Raw genomic sequence first — 18,921 nt, forward strand, 5'->3', positions numbered from 1 at the left:
AACGAGATTTTTTCTCTCAGATCGGGCGCTACTAATCTAGTGGGTGATCAGCAGTAGTTTCTCGTCGGTCCGTGCGAGACAGAACGGCCGATCCGGAGGAGTGTCGAACGAGGTCGTCCGGTGTTCGGTGACGAACAGTCGGTCGAACGCCTGTCCACAGGACGGGCAACCGAGGTCGTCGCGGTGCTCGAGGATGCGCGTGTCGCCGTTGTCCTTCAGGAGTTTGAGCTTCGCACGGTACTCGTGCATGCTGAACCCGTCGTCGACGTCGATTCGTTCCATACGCACCGTCTCCTGTATTCGAAGATAACTGCAACGGCCCGATAGTTCGATTTCTCGACCTATCTATAGACCGATCAGAAACAACCCATGTCAAACAAATGGACGAAGATGGCCAATAGTTTATTATACTTCTTTGAATTCGTCAGTGATATAAACGTTCGTAAACCAATCGCCACCTCGATCTTCACTTCTCAATTTTACTGCTGCAAGAATACGAATCCTGGCGTGGGACACACGGGAGATGGTTATTATGTCCATCACGAGGAGTTAAAATATCGCAATTTGATTCGTTCGGTTCCCTGTCGTTTAATATGTATCAGTTCCAGTGATTGAGTAGTCGTGTGTGGTACCGCGTTTCGGACGATCGTCGGACCGGTGTGGCCGACGGTGGACGAGCGGACCCAGCCACGTAACCCCCAATCGGTGATCGTCAATGCGTGAGGACACAACCAGTACGGAGTCCGTCTTCGACGAACTGTCACGGATGGCAACGACAGCCGACCAGTCGAACTCGAGAGACACTCTCGAGATTGGTCGGGAGACGGAATCAGACGGTGGAATCGAACGCGAACTCGACGAGCTGATAGCACACGTCGACAGCGTGGTACCGGTCGACGACATCACGTTCGACGAGGACCTCGTCAAGGAGAACCTCGACGAACTACTCCTGTTGCTCATCGCCTTGCACGAGGAGACCCACGGGAAGGAACTGCTCTCGGACCTGTCGCATCTCTTCGACGCGACGCTCAGCCCGGGAACCGTCTATCCTCGTCTCCACGAACTCAACGAAGCGGACATTCTGGCGATGCAGGCGAAAGTCCAGACCAAAGAGTACTCGATCGAAGACGAGGCCTACGTCCAGCAGGCGGTCGAACAGACGATGGTCCAGCACCTCTCGTTCGGGCTGTTGCTCTACGCGTTTCTCACCCGACTGTAGCCGGCGTTTTCGTCCCCGAACGTCGTTCTCGAGTCGTCACCCCGCAAGCGACGGCTCCGACTACGTCCCGTCGCCGTCCTCGAGGCTCTTCGCGATATCGCTCAGGCTCTCGCTTGGCGGTTCGTGGGCGTCGTAGTAGGCCGTCGCCCCCGGTTCGCGAAGTCCGTAGAGAAAGTCGGGTTCGACGACGTCGACGAGTGCCGATCCACCCGCCGACACTCCGTGATCGTCGATCCACTCCGTCAGTCGATCGGTGCCACCCGAGGGGTCCCGTGCCAGATCCGGCGTCTCGTAGACGGCCGGAATCGACAGTTCCTCGCCCGTTAGCGCCCGCTCGACTCGAGCGAACAGCTCGTCCCCGTCCAGGACGATCCGGACGACCTCGTCGGTCGGAAACGCGTCGCGGTCGTCCGCCGGAATCGATAGTCGAACACCGGTTGCCGTTTCGGTACACGTCGTACGGACCGTCCGGACCGACGGATGGTCGCTCGAGACTCTGTCTCCCATGTATGCGTTCTCGAGAAATCGTCTTCGGTCAGTTACTCGTCGTCTTCGCCGAGCAGTTCGTCGACGTCGGTGCTTCCGCGTTCGACGATCGAGGCGTTGACCTGTGCGACGGCGTCCGAAAGTTCGCGACCGCGCACCGTGATACGGCGACGCTCGCCGTCGCGACTCGGGTGGTATCCCGTCTGGCGCTCGCTCATGAGCACTTCCTTCAGGTTCGCTCCGGGGACGTCTCCGTTGAGGGGACGGCCGGCTTCGTCGGAGCCACCGGTGATCTCGAGGGTGTAGCCGTCGAGTCCGACGGCGTCGCCCTCGACTTCTTCGCCGATCGACTTGCCGATAAACCGGTTTGCATCCTGTTCTTCGGCCTCGAGCTGGTAGGTCATCCCGGAGTCGGGATCACCGACGACGACAGTGAAACTTGCCATGCACGACGGAAGGCGGTCGTGGCTCAAAAGAACATCGTTTCCCAACGAACTTTTGCTCTGTCGTTCGGAAGACGCTACGCGTCTTCCGTGATGACGAAAGGCGCTTCGCGCCTTTCGAACCACGGGCGCGGCTCCGCCGCGCCCTCGGCAAAATCTCGAGAGAGCGAAGCTCTCTCGGACCTCGCGGGAGCTTCGCTCCCGCTTAGCTTCGATGAAAAGCCTTCTCCCTCCGTTCCGGCCCGCGTTGCGGGCCGTCACATCGGTCGTCGGCCCGCTCGCTCGGCCTGACTCACGGCCTCCGGCCGTTCGTCGTTGCGCGGCGCGTAGCGCCGCGATTTCGGCCTCGCTCGCGGTGAGTATCGGTGAGGGCCTGCCCTCCCCCGAGTCGCGACCTCGCCGGATTCGGCGAGGTCGCTCCCGGCCATCGAGATGCCCTCTATTGTTGTTCCTACTCGAACAGTCAAGTACGCTGCCGTCCTACAGTTAGGCGTGTTCATCGATCCCGACCGCCTCGAGACGCGCCTGCGCGAGGAGTTCGACGGCACGACCGAGGAGCGACGCGTCGTCGTGCGCCAGGCCGTCGACCTCGCGGATTCGGGTCAGTACCGGGACGACGCCGGCGGTCCGCTGACGAACGACGTCGTCGTCTCGGAACTCGGTGATGCACCGGACGGGACGCCCGCGGATCGGTGGAACTGGTGGATCGGCTCACTCGAGATTGCCTACGGCGATTACGCCCGGTTCAGGATCGATCGATATCCGGCGTAGACAATAACGAAACGCATTTTACAGGTTCCTGACCAACTATTCAGTTAGTGACCGATCCGGACGTTCGCGACGCGATCATGAAAGCGACCTACGAGGCGGTGTGTGAGTACGGGTACACCGATCTGACCGCCCAGGATATCGCCGACCGGACTGACAAGAGCAAGTCCCTGCTGTTCTATCACTATGACTCGAAGGAGGATCTCGTCGCCGACTTCGTCGACTACCTCGTCGAGTGGTTCGGCGATCGATTCGAAGAAACCGAGGAGTTACCGCCGACCCAGCGGCTGGCAACGTTCGTCGACTGGTTCCTCTACGGTTCGACCGACGCCGACGAGCGACAGTCGATTCACACGGCGATGCTCGAGATCCGAACGCAGGCGCCACACAACGAACAATACCGCGAACAGCTCCGTCGGAGCGACGATCTGTTGCGAGAGATTCTCGAAGAGATCCTGCGTGACGGCATCGAGGCCGGCGAGTTCGAGGATCACGATCCCGAAGAGACGGCGGCACTCCTGATCGCCACACTCGATGGGGCACGCATTCGCCAGCTCACGCTCGAGCGCGACGACTACGTCGAGCAGGTTCGCTCGGCGATCGTCTCGCGAATCTTCGCGGATATACTGGCCGACGGCGTCTCGTTCCCGGCCGACTCCCCCGCTGTCGACGAACTGGACCGTTCGGCGAACACCTCCATTTCCGATGCTATCGACGACCCGTCCGACGAGGCGAGTAGACAATGAGTGAACACACCCTTTCGACCGAGACAGAACACACTGGTACTGCCTCTCCACAACTGGCGTCGCCGGTCCGACGGATCGTTTCCGATTCGGTTCCTCCGCAATCCCGTTCCGTCCCGGCAACGCTCTGTACCGTCGCGGCCGAAATCGCGGCTGGATCGACGGCCGACTCGAGCGATCCGTCGGCCGAGATCGTCGACCCCGTCGTAAGCGCCGTCACTTCGCTCGAGGGGTACGTCCGTATCAGGCACGATCTGGTGGCGACGAACCGGTACGCCGCCGAAACGGACGAACGTGACGCGGCACTGCTTGCAAGTGACTACCTCCACGCCGCAGCGTACGCGGCGGTCGACGACGCACCGATCTCCGACCGTCGCTCGATCGAGTTGTACCGGATCCTGACCGGGGGATCGACCGCGCTCTCCCGTGGATTCCTCGAGTGGGGAGACACCGGGACCGACGCGGACACTGACGACGACCATCAGCGATCACGACCGACGGCGATCCTCGCCGGTGTCGCGGCCGAACTGGGGGCGACAGCCCTCGGTGCGACGAACGAGACGCGGTCGGCGACGAAGAACTACGGTCGATCACTGGGGTCGGCGCTTGCGATTCGATCGTCGTCTTCGGACCCGATCGACGACGTCCACGGGCTAACGGCCCGCATCCTCTCCGGACACACCTCGTCCAGCGAGACTGACGGTCGCTCCGTCCACCAGGACGGCATCGAGAGTCGATCGAGTTCGTCAGCCATCGTCCCAGCCCCGGTCGAACGACATCTCGAGCAGGCACGCGAGACGCTCGAACGGCTCGAGGCGGCAGCAGACGTCGGTCTCGAGCGATCGGACGGCGATGAAACTGGACTGACGGCCGGTCGGTCCCCGTCGCCGCTGGATCGACTCGAGCGAGCGACGCGGGTTCCGTTCCAGACGATCGAACTATGATTGGATTCACGCGCCCGATCTGGCCTGCCTACCCCCTGTCGGTCTTCGTCGCCGGCCTGGGACACTGCTATCTGGGTCACTGGAAACGCGGAGTGATCTGGTTCCTGCTGTACGTGCTCTCGCTTGCGTTCCTGAGTGCCCGAACGGTTTCGGGTGCGTTCGAACTAGACGCGCCGTTCGTCGTCACCGCATTACAGTTCGAGCAGGTCGCTTTTACCGACGTCGCGCTCCCGCTTTCCGTTCTGATCGTCTGTCTGCTCGACGTCTATCTCATCGGGCTCTCGAAACGAACCGGAGCGACCGCGGGGGCAGAACCCCATTCGAACGGCTCCTGAACGGATCGCTGCTTGGGTCGCGTCGGAACTGACTTCCAGCAGACCGTCTGAGTCGGACGTGTGACCGCCTCGAAAAGCGGATACAAGACAACTGGTTGATAGAACGTGCTATTTTTGTAGTGGCCCGCCGAACGTCTCGTATGGGCCGTCTCGGTACGCTTCTCCTCAAGGGAATCGGCGTCTTCGTTCTCGCATTCATCGTACTGAGTGTCATCGCGACGATCGTGGGCATCGCGTTCTCGATCGTTGCAACCATCTTCTCGATCCTCGTCACCGTCGTCGTACTGGGGCTGTTCGCGCTGGCTGTGCTCGGACTGGTGTCGTTGCTCCGGAGTGAGTCGTCGGCCGGCCGAACGTCCGACGTCGACGTCCCCTCGAGTGATCGATCCCGAAAGGACCCGCAGTCCCGATTGCGCGACCAGTACGTCGCAGGCGAGCTGTCCGAAGCCGAGTTCGAACGCGAACTGGACCGAATGCTCGAGCGAGACGACACCGCCGATCGATCCGGGATCGACCGCTCGCGCGATCTCGATCGGACGAAGCGCTAGGAGTTCGTCGCCTCTCTCGATCCGACCGGACATAGCGAAGTCGGAATCAACGGAGGCAAACACCTCGAGTCGTAACGCCCGCTATGGACGTCGAGTTTCTCGGGGGTGCACGCGAGATCGGTCGAAGCGCGATCCTCGTCGACGACAGTCTCTTGCTGGATTTCGGGATGGATTCGGGGAATCCACCGTCGTTTCCGATCGACGAGGTCGACCCAGAGGCCGTGGTCGTTAGCCACGGCCACCTCGATCACGTCGGCTCGATCCCGACGCTGCTGTCGGGTGACGCTCGACCGACGATTCACTGGACGCGACCGACGAACGAACTCACGGGGGTACTCGCTCGCGATACGCTTCGACTCCACGGCGGCACCTACGACTGTCCGTTCACCGAGACCGAGGTCGCCCGCCTCGCCCAGGTCTCGGAAACCCACGGCTACCGCGACCCCTTCGAGGCTGCCGGCTACGAGGTCACCTTCTTCGACGCAGGGCACGTGCCGGGTAGCGCACACGTTCTGATCGACGACGGCGACACCCGCTTGCTCTACACCGGCGACTTCCACACCGAAGAGCAGCGACTGCTCTCCGGAACGACCGCCCGCCCCGACGCCGACGTCGTGATCTGTGAGAGCACCTACTCCGACGTCAGTCGGCCGCCACGCGAGGAGATCGAGGCCGAGTTCGTCGAGAGCATCGAGGAGACGATCTGGGGCGGCGGTACCGTCGTCGTCCCCGCGTTCGCGATCGGCCGCACCCAGGAAGTACTCTGTCTCTGCGAGGAACACGACCTCGAGTGTTACGTCGACGGGATGGGCAAACGCGTCACCGAAATCTTCCTACGGGAAGGCAACCGCGAGTTTCTCCGCGATCCCGACCTCCTGCGGCGAGCGAAGGGCAACGCCCGATTCGTCGACGGTCGCGACGGGCAGCGGAAACGCATCGCCGAGCAGAATACGGTGATCGTCACGACCAGCGGAATGCTCCACGGCGGCCCTGCGATGACTTACGTACCCGCAATTCGCTCCCATCCAGCCAACAAGATTGCCATGACGGGCTACCAGGTCGAGGGCACGCCCGGCCGCGAACTGCTCGAGACCGGTAGCGCGGTGATCGACGACCGCTCGATGCGCGTCAGCGCCCAGGTCGAACAGTACGACTTCTCCGCTCACGCCGACCGAGAAGGACTGCTCGACTTTCTCGACGCCTACCACGACAGCGAGGTGCTGGTCAACCACGGCGATCGATGCGAGGCGTTCGCCGAGGAGTTACGGGCCGACGGATTCGACGCGAGCGCACCGGAACTGGGGGAGCGACTCGAGGTGTAGCGGCCACCGCACGACCCAAATGGTTAAGTTTCTGTCGTGTATCGATCGGATCGATAGCATGAATCCGTACGTCCTCCCACTCTGTAGCGTCTTCGTCGCACTCGTCGCCGGCGTCCAGCGGCGATCGACCAACCTCCTCCTCGAACTGACCTCGACGGGACCGTCCACCGATTTCCAGGTCCTCCTCGGCGGCCGGTTCGCAGCGTTCGTGGCCGTCTACGGACTGCTGTTCGGCCTCGCGTATCTGGTCGGGACCCGTTCCACGACGACTGTCGACGATGTGACGATATCACTCCTGACCGGCGCCGTCGCGGCCGTCGTCTCGCTCGTCACCACGGGCCTGATCGACTGGTCGCTCGAGCCGAACTACGCGGATCCGGTCCTCGGCACGGTAGCCCTGATCGGTTCGTCCATCGGTACGGGCGTCCAGTTCGCAGTCGTCGCATTCGCCGGCATCGCGCTAGCCCGCCGACGGACCTGACCCCCTGTCGCTTTGATAGGGCTCGACCGCGAACGATTCGTATGTCGTCGCTCGAGCACCCAGTCCGGATCGGTCTCGCCACCCTACGAGCCGCTGGCTTCAGGCAGTTGCCGTTCGAATCGACGCCCGTCAGGGGTGGTCCCTGATGGCGACGGTCCTCGTCGCCTACGGCTCGAGCGAGGGTCAGACCGAGACGGTCGCCGAACGGATCGTCGAGGTTCTCGAGACGGAGGGTCTCGACGCGACGCTCGTCGACCTGAAACGTCGCTCTGGTGCCTTCGAACCGGCAACGGTCGACAGCATCGTCGTCGGCGCGTCGATTCACGCGGGCTCACACCAGCAGTACGTCGCCGACTTCGTTCGCGACCACCGCTCGACGCTGAACCGATGTCCGTCGGCGTTTTTCTCGCTCAGCCTCTCTGCGGCTTCCGAGGACGCCGAGGCGCAGGCGACCGCCGACGACCTGCTCGAGGAGTTTCTCGAGGAGACCGGCTGGAACCCGGACGGGACGCTGGCGGTCGCAGGCGCGCTCAAGTACAGCGAGTACGGCTTCTTCAAACGGTTCGTGATGCGCTGGATCGGTGGCAGGGCGAGTGGCGATACCGATACCTCACGGGACTACGAGTACACCGACTGGGACGAAGTCGAGTCGTTCGCACGGCAGTTCGCGACGTTGATTCGGACGGACGCCTGAGTGGGGTGGCTCCGTAGCACTTGCTTCCTCTATAGGCGTCGCCGTCGTAGTTCGGTGGACCATGCTGGGACCGCTCCTTCATCACTTCTCGCGACGCGACCGTACCGAATCGGCAAGCGACACGACCGATGAAACCGAACGAGAGTCGGAGGACGATTCGTTGCGGCGATGGCCGTGGCTCCTTTTCACCCTCTCGCTGTTCGCCGTCTACCACACCCGCCTTCGGCCGTGGCATCGCCGCTGGGGAACGACGCCTCGAGAAGCCGTGGGTACGCTTCCCGGCGACGAATTCCTCTCGGAGCCTGCGGATCGGGTCACACACGCGGTCGAGATCGACGCGACGCCCGGTGCCGTGTGGCAGTGGCTCGTCCAGATCGGCCAGAACCGTGGCGGTTTCTACAGTTACGACGTCCTCGAGAACCTGGTCGGTGCGGACATCCACACCGTCGACCGGATCGTCCCCGAGTACCAGAACCTGTCGGAGGGCGACGTGGTCAGGCTGGCTCCCGAGGACTACCCCGTCTCACGACCCGATTCCGCACCGGAGGTCGTTCGCCTCGAGGAGGAACGCGCGCTCGTCCTCCGCCCACCGGTCGAGGGAGAGACCTGGGTGTGGGCGTTCGTCTGCCGGGAGACCGACGACGGAACGACGCGACTCGTCGCTCGAATCAGTTCACCGGCGCCGTCGTCGCGACTCGAGGCCGTCGTCGGCTACCTGTTCTGGGAGCCAGCACACTTCGTCATGGAACGGAAGATGCTCCGCGAGATCAAACGGCGTGCACAACGGTGGGGTGAAACAGAGGGGGAGTCCGTCGATATCGAAGCGAGTCGCCGGTAGTGCGTTCCAATCGTCACCCGACCACTCGCCCCGAAACCGGCAGCCATTGCCGCGCCGCCAACGACTTTTCACCAGTTCGTGGTCCGACGGCTATGACGACCGATCCCGACGACCTCGAGTTGAGCGACGAGGAAGCCGACGCGCTCCACCACATGCAACTGGGAATCGAGTACGTTCACCGGGCGTACGGCTCGTTGCTCGAGTTCCACCACCAGCTCGGACACGCGATGGATCGGATGAGCGACGCCGAGGACGAACTCCGGGCGGCCGGCCACGAGGAGTGGGCCGACAGCCTCCAGAACGACCACCTGCCGGCGGGGGCGATCAGCGATCAGTGGACGTTCGAACTCGTCGAGGAGTTCTCGACGGAGTTCATGGACGACGTCGTCGCATTCGAGGACGCGGTCCGGGAGGAACTGGCGGACGGCCTCGATCACGTAACCGAACGCCAGCAGAAACGCCGACTGCGCGAGCGCGCCGACGGCGATGCGGCGTCGGACTCGCCCGTCGAAGAGTAATCCGCTCGTTGAGCCGAGTGAGAAGTATTTTCGCTTCCCTTCACGTATCACCGCACATGACCGACCGGTACGACGCCATCGTCCTCGGCGTCGGCGGCATGGGAAGTGCGACCGTCGCCCACCTCGCCGCCCGTGGCGTCGACGTGCTCGGTCTCGAGCGCTACGACGTCCCACACGACCACGGCTCGTCACACGGCTACACGCGCCGTTTCACGTTCACCGACGCCGACGACCCGGCTGCTGTCCCGCTGCTCCAGCGAGCCGAACAACTCTGGACGGCCCTCGAGGACGACCACGCCCGGCAGTTGTTCTACCGGACCGGTTCGATCGACGCCGGTCCAGCCGATGGCTCTCTTCTCGAGAACGCGGTAGCCGCCTGCGAGGACCTCGGCCGCGAGTACGAACGTCTCTCGAGTACGGAACTATCCGATCGGTATCCGGAATACGACCTCCCGCCCGAGTACGAGGCGATCTACCAGCCCGATGGCGGCTTTCTGGACCCGGAAGCGTGTCTCGTCGCTCACGTCGAGCGCGCACACCGCGAGGGAGCCACGATTCGTGCCCGCGAGCGAGTCGTCGACTGGTCGCCGACGGGAGACGGCGTCCGCGTCGAAACCGACTACGACGCCTACGAGTCCGATCACCTCGTGATCACCGCGGGCGCGTGGACAGCCCGGTTCGTCGACGCGCTCGAGGGAATCGCGGTACCGGAACGGCAGGTCGTCGCCCGATTCCAGCCCGACGAACCCGCTCGGTTCGAACCGAATCAGTTCCCCGTCTGGAACCTCGAGACGCCTGACGGCCGGTTCTACGGCGGTCCCGTTCACCGCGTCCCTGGCCTCGAGTTCGGCCGTCACCACCACCGCGAGGAAACCGTCGACCCCGACGCGTTCGAACGAGAACCCACCCAGGCGGACGAACGGTTCCTGCGCGAGTTCGCCGAGGAGTACCTCCCCGCCGGGACGGGACCGACACTACACATGGACACCTGCCTGTATACGAACACACCGGACGAGCAGTTCGTCCTCGATACGCTGCCGGACGACTCACAGGTCGTGGTCGGCGCCGGATTCTCGGGTCGCGGTTTCGCGTTCGCCAGCGTCGTCGGCGAAATCATCGCCGACCTGGCCGTCGACGGCGAAACGGACCACGAGATCGAGCCGTTCTCGCTGGACCGGTTCTAGAAGAGTTCCACTTCCTCGTCCCGTTCGCTGTCGGAAGACTCTACACTCGAGTCGTCCGTCTCTTCCCGGTCGCTGGATTCCGCTGTCCGTGTATCTTCGTCGGGTCCTCGCTCGCTGTCCGGTCCGACTCCGACGTGCTCGAGCCACGAATCGACCACCGACCGGAGTTCGTCCAAACGGTCGCCGAAATCCGCCTCATCCACCGTCTCACCGCCGGATCGCAGGGCACCGGCCGACTGGAAGAACCGGAACTCGGTGTCGTCGGCCCCGTCGTCCTCGAGCACCGACTCGAGCGTCGGCGGGTCGTAGACGTACGCCGTTCCCTCGTGGCGGACGACGTATCGCTCGGTCCGACGATCGAAGACGATCCCGGTGCCGACGTCGATCCCGAACCCTGCGAGATCGGCGAGCGTGTCGACGGTTGCGTACTCGGCGGTCGGTTTTCCGTCTTCCTCGCCTGCTTCGTCCTCGTTCGCACTCTTTTCCCCGTCGCTCTCGCCTTCGCCGAACTCGAGTTCCGATACGGGGAGTCGGGCAGTCGTAATCACCTCGTCGAACCGCTCGCGGTCCTCCTGGTAGGTCAGCCACTCGCGTTCCGCCGGCGACGGGTCCGAGAGTCGTCTCGAGGCGACGACCAGGCCGATGACACCACCCAGTCCGACCACGAGGAGCAACGGGCCACCGACGGACCGAACCGGTCCGACGGGTGCGGTCGAAGTTACCGTTTCGTACTCCTCGTCGTGGCTTTCGTCGTATGCGCCTGCTCCCGCGTCGTCGACCGCGTAGGTGCTTCCGCTGTACTCGATCGGCACCCGGTACTGGTCGGCCGCGGTTCGGTAGTCCCCGTCGATCTCTCCTTCGATCTCGCGTTCGATCTCGAGGACGATCTCGGTCTCGCCGGGGCTGGCCCCGAGGTCGGCTTCGATCTCGTCGATCGCCGCCGCGACCTCGGTGACGTCGACGGTGAAGGCTGCGGTGACGCGTTCGTCCGGATCGACGTTCGCCTCGCTGACCGACGCGAGCGACTCTCGCTGGCTCCAGTAGACGGTCCCGTCCCCGTCACCGGGTTCGACGGCTCGATACGCGAGGTCGACGGAGACGTCCACGTCTACGTTCCGGGCGCTGTCGGCCTCGTACCCGCCGGTGAACTCGCCGTCTAGCTCCGGCGCGATCGACGTATAGTACAGCGGTTCGTCCTCGAGAACGGTGCCGTTCGCGTAGACCGCCGTCAGTTCGGTCACCGTCGCCTCGTGTGACAGCGTGCCTGTCGCGGTCCATGCGTCCTCCAGTCGCTGATCCGTCTCCTCGGGAGGTGCGGCGTAGGCGCCGTAACTCAACCAGCCACCGAGTACGACGAGAAGGACGAACCCGACGAGCAGTTCCGTCCGGTACTCCGCGAGCAGCGCACGGAGTTGCAGCTGTCGCTTTACGGCCGATCCCCCTCGCCCCGTATCGGTCGTGTCGATCGAGTCCATGGTCAGTTTCGCCTCCGAAGATTCGATCGCGTCTTCTTCCGCCGATTTCGGACCCTCTTCGTTCGGGTGCGCGGATCCGCCGGTCCGAGCAGTCGCCGTCCGAGCCAGTAGAACCCGCCCCCGAGCAGCGAGACGATGGCCACGAACGGCGTCCAAGGGTGGAGGTCGTACAGTGCATCCAGCACCGGCAACGGCAGGAGATACAGGAATCGATACTCGGTGACGTAGGCCGGATAGTAGCCGGTTTCTTCGGGTGCCGTGACGGTGAGCGTCACGTCTTCGGTCTCCCGTGGGCCGACGGTCACCGGCCCGACGCCCCCGTCGACGGTCTCGCTTTCCGATTCGACGTAGGCGACGACCGGGACGACTCCACCGTTGGGTATCGGATGGGGCGTCTCGGCAGTCGTACCCTGCTCGATTATCAGCGACTGATCGGAGTCGAACTCCGCGCTGACGACATCGTAGGAGTGAGTGCCGGCGGGCGCGAGCATCGCCGCCGACGCAGCGACGACCACGACCAGGGCGAACGTTCCCGCGAGCACGCGCGGATCGATACCGTCGTCGCGGTCGTCTTCGATCGACGACCGTCGGGACGGCTGACGTCGCTCCCGAACCGTCTCGAGACCATAGAGGAGAAGCGACACTGCAAGGAGCAGGTAGGCGACTCCCGACGTCCCGAGAAACACACGGAAACCGAGCGTGGCCGCGAGCCAGCGCTGGACGCCCTCGAGTGTCTCGCCGACGGTCATCACCGCGGTTCCGAGACTCGGAATCGTGACGACCTCGTTGTTTACCTGCAGGGCAGTCGCGACGATCTGACCGTCCTGGACAGGTGGCTCGTCCCCGTCCTGGTCCGTGAACGGGTTCGCGTCACCCCGGGTCACGTACCCCTGTCCCGTCTCGTCGACGATCCGGTGGGTAGTCAACCCGCCACCCTCGATCTCTTCGGCCTCGAAGACGACGACGTCGCCGCTCTCGGGCGGTCCAGTCAGTTCACTGGGGATTGCCACGAACCCGTCACCCGTCTCGATCGTCGGCTCCATGCTGCCCGTCTCGACGAACCCGAGCAGAATCGGCTGTCCCAGAAGCTGGCCGGCGACCAGCGCGACGAGCACGACGAGGAGGAGTCCCTGGACCCCCTTCCCCACCCCCTGCCGGATCATTCGTTACCACGTGGCCCAACCATGTTCCATTATTTGTAAGTTGTGGAGAGTGATCAGTCCGAGAATCGATCGAACGTGTTCGCCAAACGTCCCGATCGGTCATCGTAACGAGACCACGGAAAGCCGACTCTGTACTGGTCGCGGGAACGCAGGATCGTCCGGAGTGAACCACCCGAACGAACCACTCCCTCGAGTTGGGATACCGGCCACGTTCGCTATCCTCGACGCGTTACCGTGGTCGGCCGCTCGAATCCACGTTCGGCCCCAGATCGCCTTACTCGGCGTGGTCCTCCCCGTCGACAGCCGTCACCCACACCCGCAGTTCGGAGACGAGATCGCGTTCCTGGTCCAGGCCGTCGACGTCGTAGTCGACGTAGAGGTAGGTGAGATCCCGACGCTCGACGACGTAGGTCCGGGACTCGTCTTGCTCGCGGTAGCTGATCGTGTCCGTCTCGAGGTCGCCGTCGGCACTGGCTCGCGTGATCGAGAGCCGATCACCGACGGCAGGAAGCGCGAGTCCATCAGCGTCGTAGACCGCATCGAGGAGTTCCTCCGATCCCGACTCGAAAATATACAGCGAAATGCGGTCGCTCGTCGGTTCGATAGCCGGCTCGAGCCGGCTGTCTTGCTGTTCGAAAGCTCGTTTGTGCGTCCATTTCCGTTCGTCCGATTCACGATCTCGGTCCTGTGTGGGTTCCATGACTGTCTCTCTCCGTGATTTGGCCGCGGTTCGCCGTCGTCTCGCCGATAGTTCCCCGACGAGTCAGATCGATAGCTGTGGCGTCCAGTTCCAGCGCCGAATCAGGGGAGTGGAACCGGAGCCGATGCGAGTGCACTCCCTCACTTTCGCGCTGTCGCCGCCTCGTCTCTCCACCCCCTCCCCAGTTGGTGGTCGTCGCCCGAATCTTGCGGTCGACACTGAGACAGCGACGGGGGACAACGGGACGTCACCGAAGGCGGGTGATCGGGTGTGGTGTGGGGCAGATCCGGCAGCCGCGACGTTCCCGTCGCGACGTACCGTCTCTCGCACGACCACGCCGTCCCCCGACGACGAGGCGTGCGAGTTCGTCAGGCGACGTCACGTTCCCCGTCTGGACGCAGGCAAGCGGAGCCCATTGTAATACGGCTGTTGACCGGACTTCGACGGGAGTCAACGACGGATTCGGCACTGGCTAGATAAGAGTTTGAGGAACGAGCAGGTGGCGGGAAGAAGAGTTCATAAACTCGCCAACCTGTTCAGAGAGCGTTAAACTGTGAGAAAACTACGACGAACAAAGAACGAGTGATTATTCTGGCTCGATCGGTTTCGGCCCGCGAACCGAGTCAGCACTATCTGATTCGGTAGAAAACCCGTCGAAATCGGTCTCTTCGGCCCGAACCGGGATTTCGACTGTTTCTCCGAACGGTTCGTCGACGTCGGTCGTATCGATGCGGATGCCGAGCCCGACTGCTTCGCCTTTGGGAACGAAGACCGACTGGTCCTCGACTAGATCGTTGATTTCACCAGTTGGTTCGAATGTATCGGGATCTAATTCTTCGACGATAACCCGTACTTCCGCGTCCGAATCGACGTCGTCGGGCTGCTGAATGAGGACGTCACTCGTTCCCTGATTCTGGGCGACAAACATCGAGGTGTAGTTCCCCTCCGCATCCGATCCGGCTGGACGGCCGAGGAACTCGTACGTGCTCTCGATCGCGACGCCGTCGCCGTCGACGCCCTCGACTGCATCATCGAACGAGAATTCGATGGCTCCCGACGACGTATCCGTCGTGGCGTACGGCATCCAGTCCTGATCGAAGTAATCGTCCGTCGCCTCCAAACGGAGGTACGCTTCCGAATCATTCGTAACGCGTACGTCAGCGTCGCGGTCTGCGGTCAGCGATGTGAACGCGCCTGTCCCAACTGCAGCGATACCTCCGCTTACCAGTGCTCCAGTTCCGAGTACAAATGTTCGTCTATTCATAATTGTAAGTGTTCTCGAAAACAGCTGATGGATCAGCTGTGATCCGCTGTCGGATCGGTCGCGGTTGCTTTTATCGTTACGTCGATCAATTCGTCGTCCCGCTCTTCGGCTATGCGGTCGCTGTCGATTTTAACGCCGACGAGAACTTGCTCTCCGACCGGGAGTGTCGCTGCTCCAGCATCACCGTCGAGGAGCGGTTCCGGGTTGTCGACGTAGAACCCCATCTCGTCGTACACCGGTGCTTCCGGGAACTCCGCCCAGAAGAACACGTCCTGTGACCCGGTGTTCTTGACGGCGAATACGTCGTCGAACGTCACTACTGCATCGACATTCGGGCCGTGTCCCTCGCCTTCCAGCACCTGGTTGAAGTCGAGTTCGAGGGTCGCGCCACCCCCCGTATTATCGGCGATGTCCGCATTCGGGTAGTCGACGGAATCGAGCGCCTCGAGTTGGAGCAGGGCTTCATCCTCACGCTTGACGGCGATATCAGCGTTTCGCTCGCCGCTTACCTGGGTGAACGCACCGGTACCGATAACCACGCTACCAGTGGCGAATGCACCCAGTCCGACGAGGACGCTACGACGATCCATTATTCAGCCACCCCGTTACGCCTCGCTTGCGTCGGCTTCGAACGCGATCGTGTCGGCGACTTCGTCACCGTCACTGAGACCGCTAGTGTCGATCGTCAGTCCGACGGTGGTTGACTCGCCGACACCGAGCGTCTCCCAGCCGTCTTCGAGATCGGGATCCAGGGTGACCGCGTCGGCGTTGTCGCCCTGTACGTCGGCCTGGACACCGACGGACTGGCTACCCTGGTTTTCGACGACGAAGACGTCGTCGATCACCGTCTCTGCTTCGGGATTCAGTTCGTCGATCGTAATTTCGAACGTACCGTCGTCCGCTTCGCCGGCGTACTCGTCGCCGTTGTCGGTATCAGCGGCGCTGATCTGGAGGTACGCGCTCGAGTCACTCGTGACTTCGATGCTCGCGTCACGGTCGGCTTCGACCGACGTGAACGCGCCCGTTCCCACGGCCGCGGCTGTTCCCGATGCCAGTGCTCCCAGTCCGATGACGAATTTTCGTCGTTGCATGGTTGATCTCTCCATCGTGATCGCAGGCGACAACACGCCCCCTCTGCGATGGCTGTCGTCGCCCAATCCCCGCTTCAGGGATTACAGGTCGAGCGTCTCCAACAAGGGATATTGTAATACACCTGTGGAGTTAATTTCAGAATGCAATGATGGATAGTCAACCGCCTGCTGACTCCGTCGTCGAAATCCTCGGTGAACTGCCACCTCCCTGGAACGAACGCGAACTTCAACTTGGAACGCCGTCCGGGATGTAGTGTTCCCAAATTTCCTCTTTCAGATCCTCTTCTGGAAGGGTATCAGTGACGTTTACCTTCCTCAACGTTGGTCTGAATCTCCCTATAGCCGATCGAACGGCCCTCGCAGTCCTTTCGTACAGGACCTGGCTCCCAATCACTCTCCCGGGCGGTCAACGATATTCCTGATTTGTTAAACCTTGAATTAGTTGGATTCAATTACTTATTGAGCACACAACCTTTTTTGCAAGAGGTGTGATACCGGCTACCCGATGGGGACAACTCACGCAGCACAATCTGCCGATGCAGACGTACCGGGGACCGACGCCGACGGGGGTTCGCCCGATACCGAACCGACGGACGCCACTCTCACCGAAGACGAACTCTTCGAAATGCTGTCGAACCGGCGTCGACGCCACATCCTCCACCAGCTCATGCGAGAGGGTGACCGAATCGACGTCGGAACGCTCTCCGAAGAAATCGCCGCTTCCGAGGACGGCATCGATATCCACGAAGTCTCGAGTACCGACCGAAAGCGCGTCTATACGGCGCTTCACCAGTCTCACCTGCCGAAGATGGACGAGGCGGGCGTCCTCGCGTTCAACAAGGACCGTGGGTTCGTCGAACCGATGCCCGCACTCGAGGACGTCGAGATATACATGGACATCGTTCACGGACGCGAGATCCCCTGGAGCGACTACTACATCGGCCTGACGGCGGTGTCCGCCCTGTTGCTCGCGGTGTCCGCGGCCAGCCTCGGACCGTTCGCGGCACTCTCTCCGTACGCCTGGGGCGTCTTCGTCGTCGTCTCGTTCGGCGTTTCGGCGATCGCACACCGATACTACGCTCGCCGGAATCGCCTGGGGATCACGGAGGATCCACCCGGTGTCGAACTCGAGTACTCGTCGGACAGCGACCGATAACCGTGGGTCGCCCTGTTCGATCCACCCCTCGTAGCGCGCCGAAACGCCGTTCCCGACCGCCGACACTGATATGGACCGAACGAGACGCGCGACGCTCGTGATGATCGCGGGCTCGAGCGGATTGCTCGCCGTCGACACGCTCGGCCACTCGAGTGCGGAACTCGAGCGAGACGTATCGGTCGACGTAGTGAGCGACGCGAACGCGTATCTCGGGTTAGTCGACGACGACGTCGAAACAGGTGGCCTCCTCTTCGAGGATGGCGCGCGGTACCCGCTCGCGACGTTCGACGTCGTCAACCAGCTCACCGAACCGATCGACGTCTCGCTCGCCCTCGAGGACGAACGTGTCCGGTTCACGTCGATCGAGACCGGCGACGAGCGACACCTCACCGAGCCTGATCTCGGTAGTGGAGAGAAAGTCGGCGTCACGATCGACCTCGATAGTCGCTCCTCGCTTCCGGTCGACGAGGAGACGATCACGACTGCACTCGAGATCGAAGCCGACGGAGAACGGACACACGTCGACGCCGAACGAACGCTCACGCTCCTTCCGGGAGTATTACTCGTCGTGGACCTGTGTTCGTTCCCGGGGTGGGACGGCACGCTCGTCCTCCGGAAGCGACGAACCGAAGACGGGGATCTTTCGCTCCACCTCGAGATCGTCGACTGTTCCGGCGACAGTCGTACGTCGGTCGACGAAATCGACGTCTCGAGTGGGCTGGTTCCCGAACTTCGACTGTCGTTTCCGGAGGAAGATCATCTCTTCTCTCGCCACTCGAGTTCGCAGGCCGATTCCGGTTCCAGTGACGATCCGTCGCAAACGAACTCCGAACAGACGTTCGAGTCCGCTCTCACGACGGCGGACAGCGTCGACGCCGAACTCGAACGAGAGTCGACAGCGGACGACGAGAGCGAACTGACTGCGAACGACGAGTCGGGCGTTCCTGTCCTCGAAGTCGATCCGGATACCTCGCTCGAGGACGTGGAGTCACGGCCGGTGGAATCGGTCGAGGTTCGGTTTTCAGAACTCGAGGAGTAGTTTCTCATCCTGATGGTAACTAGTTGCAAACGCCAGAGCAGCTGTTCTGGAGGGTGAGACTGAAGGGACACCGATTCTGGTATTAAAAGGAAGAGAGTCAATCGTCGTCAGTGACAGTCCTTACTGTCGTGTTTTCGCCGACGTCTACCCGTCATCGGCGTCCGTCGCATTGAACGACCCCGTTCCACCCGCTGTTACTGACGGATCAGGGTCCGGATCGGGCGACGGACCGGGAGACGGTCCCGGCGTCGGCGATGGCGTCACCTCATCGTCGTCCTCGTCATCATCGTTTTCGTCGTCCTCTTTTTCTTTGTCGTCTTTGGGGTCATCATCCGGTGGGCCGTCAGGTTCCTCCTCGTCCGGCGGCATTTCTTCGTCGTCTTCGTCCGAGTATGGTTCCGGGTCGGGTTCCTCCTCGTCTTCGTCGGAGTCGGGGGCGAGCGACGAACAGCCGGCGAGTACAGCGGCCCCGCCGACGACGATGACCTGACGGCGGGTGCGCGACATCGG

The 18,921-nt window shown here is 62.5% G+C and carries 24 protein-coding genes; 14 read left to right on the forward strand and 10 right to left on the reverse strand.

Annotated features, from left to right (window positions below; translation table 11 throughout):
- Positions 1 to 36 precede the first annotated feature (36 nt).
- Entirely contained in the window at positions 37 to 282 is a 246-nt protein-coding gene (locus BLR35_RS17465) for a DUF7385 family protein (protein ID WP_090384895.1), read from the reverse strand.
- A 433-nt stretch (positions 283 to 715) separates the two neighbouring features.
- Here BLR35_RS17465 and BLR35_RS17470 point away from each other — a divergent pair, with 433 nt between their 5' ends.
- Positions 716 to 1,219: a helix-turn-helix transcriptional regulator gene (locus tag BLR35_RS17470; protein ID WP_090384897.1), complete on the forward strand. Its 504-nt coding sequence runs from the start codon at positions 716 to 718 to the stop codon at positions 1,217 to 1,219.
- 60 nt (positions 1,220 to 1,279) lie between these two features.
- Here BLR35_RS17470 and BLR35_RS17475 read toward each other — a convergent pair whose 3' ends face one another.
- Positions 1,280 to 1,726 carry a DUF7112 family protein gene (locus BLR35_RS17475; protein WP_090384899.1) on the reverse strand — a complete coding sequence of 149 codons (447 nt, stop codon included), beginning with the start codon at positions 1,724 to 1,726 and terminating at the stop codon, positions 1,280 to 1,282.
- Between the two features lie 32 nt (positions 1,727 to 1,758).
- The gene (locus BLR35_RS17480) at positions 1,759 to 2,151 is read right to left on the reverse strand and encodes a 30S ribosomal protein S6e (RefSeq protein ID WP_090384901.1); all 393 of its coding nucleotides are present in this window, start codon (positions 2,149 to 2,151) and stop codon (positions 1,759 to 1,761) included.
- A gap of 489 nt (positions 2,152 to 2,640) precedes the next feature.
- Between BLR35_RS17480 and BLR35_RS17485 the strand changes: the two genes are divergently transcribed.
- From BLR35_RS17485 to solA, 11 genes are all read left to right on the forward strand, one after another.
- On the forward strand, positions 2,641 to 2,919 hold the full coding sequence (locus tag BLR35_RS17485) for a WNWW family protein (RefSeq protein WP_090384903.1): 279 nt from the start codon (positions 2,641 to 2,643) through the stop codon (positions 2,917 to 2,919).
- Positions 2,920 to 2,966: 47 nt separating this feature from the next.
- Positions 2,967 to 3,662 (forward strand): TetR/AcrR family transcriptional regulator, encoded by a 696-nt coding sequence (locus BLR35_RS17490; RefSeq protein WP_090384905.1) that lies wholly within the window; start codon positions 2,967 to 2,969, stop codon positions 3,660 to 3,662.
- Positions 3,659 to 4,603, forward strand: coding sequence for a polyprenyl synthetase family protein (locus tag BLR35_RS17495; RefSeq protein ID WP_090384908.1), 945 nt, complete (start codon positions 3,659 to 3,661; stop codon positions 4,601 to 4,603). The genes BLR35_RS17490 and BLR35_RS17495 overlap by 4 nt, the downstream gene beginning before the upstream one ends.
- Positions 4,600 to 4,938: a hypothetical protein gene (locus tag BLR35_RS17500; protein WP_090384910.1), complete on the forward strand. Its 339-nt coding sequence runs from the start codon at positions 4,600 to 4,602 to the stop codon at positions 4,936 to 4,938. The genes BLR35_RS17495 and BLR35_RS17500 overlap by 4 nt, the downstream gene beginning before the upstream one ends.
- Positions 4,939 to 5,078: 140 nt before the next feature.
- A complete protein-coding gene (locus BLR35_RS17505) occupies positions 5,079 to 5,486 on the forward strand; it encodes an SHOCT domain-containing protein (RefSeq protein ID WP_090384913.1) in 408 nt (135 codons plus the stop codon).
- A gap of 83 nt (positions 5,487 to 5,569) precedes the next feature.
- Positions 5,570 to 6,808 carry an MBL fold metallo-hydrolase gene (locus BLR35_RS17510; protein WP_090384916.1) on the forward strand — a complete coding sequence of 413 codons (1,239 nt, stop codon included), beginning with the start codon at positions 5,570 to 5,572 and terminating at the stop codon, positions 6,806 to 6,808.
- Positions 6,809 to 6,866: 58 nt separating this feature from the next.
- The gene (locus BLR35_RS21040; RefSeq protein WP_244510274.1) at positions 6,867 to 7,289 is read left to right on the forward strand and encodes a hypothetical protein; all 423 of its coding nucleotides are present in this window, start codon (positions 6,867 to 6,869) and stop codon (positions 7,287 to 7,289) included.
- Between the two features lie 145 nt (positions 7,290 to 7,434).
- Entirely contained in the window at positions 7,435 to 7,983 is a 549-nt protein-coding gene (locus BLR35_RS17520) for a flavodoxin domain-containing protein (RefSeq protein WP_090384921.1), read from the forward strand.
- Between the two features lie 61 nt (positions 7,984 to 8,044).
- Complete coding sequence (locus tag BLR35_RS17525; RefSeq protein WP_090384924.1) at positions 8,045 to 8,821, forward strand: hypothetical protein; 777 nt, start codon at positions 8,045 to 8,047, stop codon at positions 8,819 to 8,821.
- A 92-nt stretch (positions 8,822 to 8,913) separates the two neighbouring features.
- Positions 8,914 to 9,339, forward strand: coding sequence for a BAR domain-containing protein (locus tag BLR35_RS17530; RefSeq protein ID WP_090384926.1), 426 nt, complete (start codon positions 8,914 to 8,916; stop codon positions 9,337 to 9,339).
- 56 nt (positions 9,340 to 9,395) lie between these two features.
- Positions 9,396 to 10,523 (forward strand): N-methyl-L-tryptophan oxidase, encoded by a 1,128-nt coding sequence (gene solA, locus BLR35_RS17535; protein WP_090384929.1) that lies wholly within the window; start codon positions 9,396 to 9,398, stop codon positions 10,521 to 10,523.
- On the opposite strand, the gene BLR35_RS17540 is transcribed toward solA, so the two are convergent.
- The 6 genes from BLR35_RS17540 to BLR35_RS17565 form a co-directional block, all read right to left on the reverse strand.
- The gene (locus BLR35_RS17540; protein WP_170831071.1) at positions 10,520 to 11,998 is read right to left on the reverse strand and encodes a DUF5305 family protein; all 1,479 of its coding nucleotides are present in this window, start codon (positions 11,996 to 11,998) and stop codon (positions 10,520 to 10,522) included. The genes solA and BLR35_RS17540 overlap by 4 nt on opposite strands.
- Positions 11,999 to 12,000: 2 nt before the next feature.
- Positions 12,001 to 13,161 carry a S26 family signal peptidase gene (locus BLR35_RS17545; RefSeq protein WP_090384931.1) on the reverse strand — a complete coding sequence of 387 codons (1,161 nt, stop codon included), beginning with the start codon at positions 13,159 to 13,161 and terminating at the stop codon, positions 12,001 to 12,003.
- Positions 13,162 to 13,435: 274 nt separating this feature from the next.
- Positions 13,436 to 13,861, reverse strand: coding sequence for a hypothetical protein (locus BLR35_RS17550; RefSeq protein ID WP_244510275.1), 426 nt, complete (start codon positions 13,859 to 13,861; stop codon positions 13,436 to 13,438).
- 586 nt (positions 13,862 to 14,447) lie between these two features.
- On the reverse strand, positions 14,448 to 14,981 hold the full coding sequence (locus tag BLR35_RS17555) for a hypothetical protein (RefSeq protein ID WP_090384934.1): 534 nt from the start codon (positions 14,979 to 14,981) through the stop codon (positions 14,448 to 14,450).
- 176 nt (positions 14,982 to 15,157) lie between these two features.
- The gene (locus BLR35_RS17560; protein ID WP_090384936.1) at positions 15,158 to 15,715 is read right to left on the reverse strand and encodes a hypothetical protein; all 558 of its coding nucleotides are present in this window, start codon (positions 15,713 to 15,715) and stop codon (positions 15,158 to 15,160) included.
- A 15-nt stretch (positions 15,716 to 15,730) separates the two neighbouring features.
- The gene (locus BLR35_RS17565) at positions 15,731 to 16,216 is read right to left on the reverse strand and encodes a hypothetical protein (RefSeq protein WP_090384938.1); all 486 of its coding nucleotides are present in this window, start codon (positions 16,214 to 16,216) and stop codon (positions 15,731 to 15,733) included.
- 505 nt (positions 16,217 to 16,721) lie between these two features.
- Here BLR35_RS17565 and BLR35_RS17570 point away from each other — a divergent pair.
- Positions 16,722 to 17,372, forward strand: a complete 651-nt coding sequence (locus tag BLR35_RS17570; RefSeq protein ID WP_090384940.1) for a DUF7344 domain-containing protein — start codon at positions 16,722 to 16,724, stop codon at positions 17,370 to 17,372.
- 70 nt (positions 17,373 to 17,442) lie between these two features.
- On the forward strand, positions 17,443 to 18,411 hold the full coding sequence (locus tag BLR35_RS17575; protein ID WP_244510276.1) for a hypothetical protein: 969 nt from the start codon (positions 17,443 to 17,445) through the stop codon (positions 18,409 to 18,411).
- Positions 18,412 to 18,555: 144 nt separating this feature from the next.
- Here the strand turns inward: BLR35_RS17575 and BLR35_RS17580 are convergent, their stop codons facing one another.
- A complete protein-coding gene (locus BLR35_RS17580; protein ID WP_090384943.1) occupies positions 18,556 to 18,918 on the reverse strand; it encodes a hypothetical protein in 363 nt (120 codons plus the stop codon).
- Between the last annotated feature and the right edge of the window lie 3 nt (positions 18,919 to 18,921).

Origin of the sequence: Natronobacterium texcoconense (assembly GCF_900104065.1) — an archaeon.
In the GTDB taxonomy this organism is placed as follows: Archaea; Halobacteriota; Halobacteria; order Halobacteriales; family Natrialbaceae; genus Natronobacterium; species Natronobacterium texcoconense.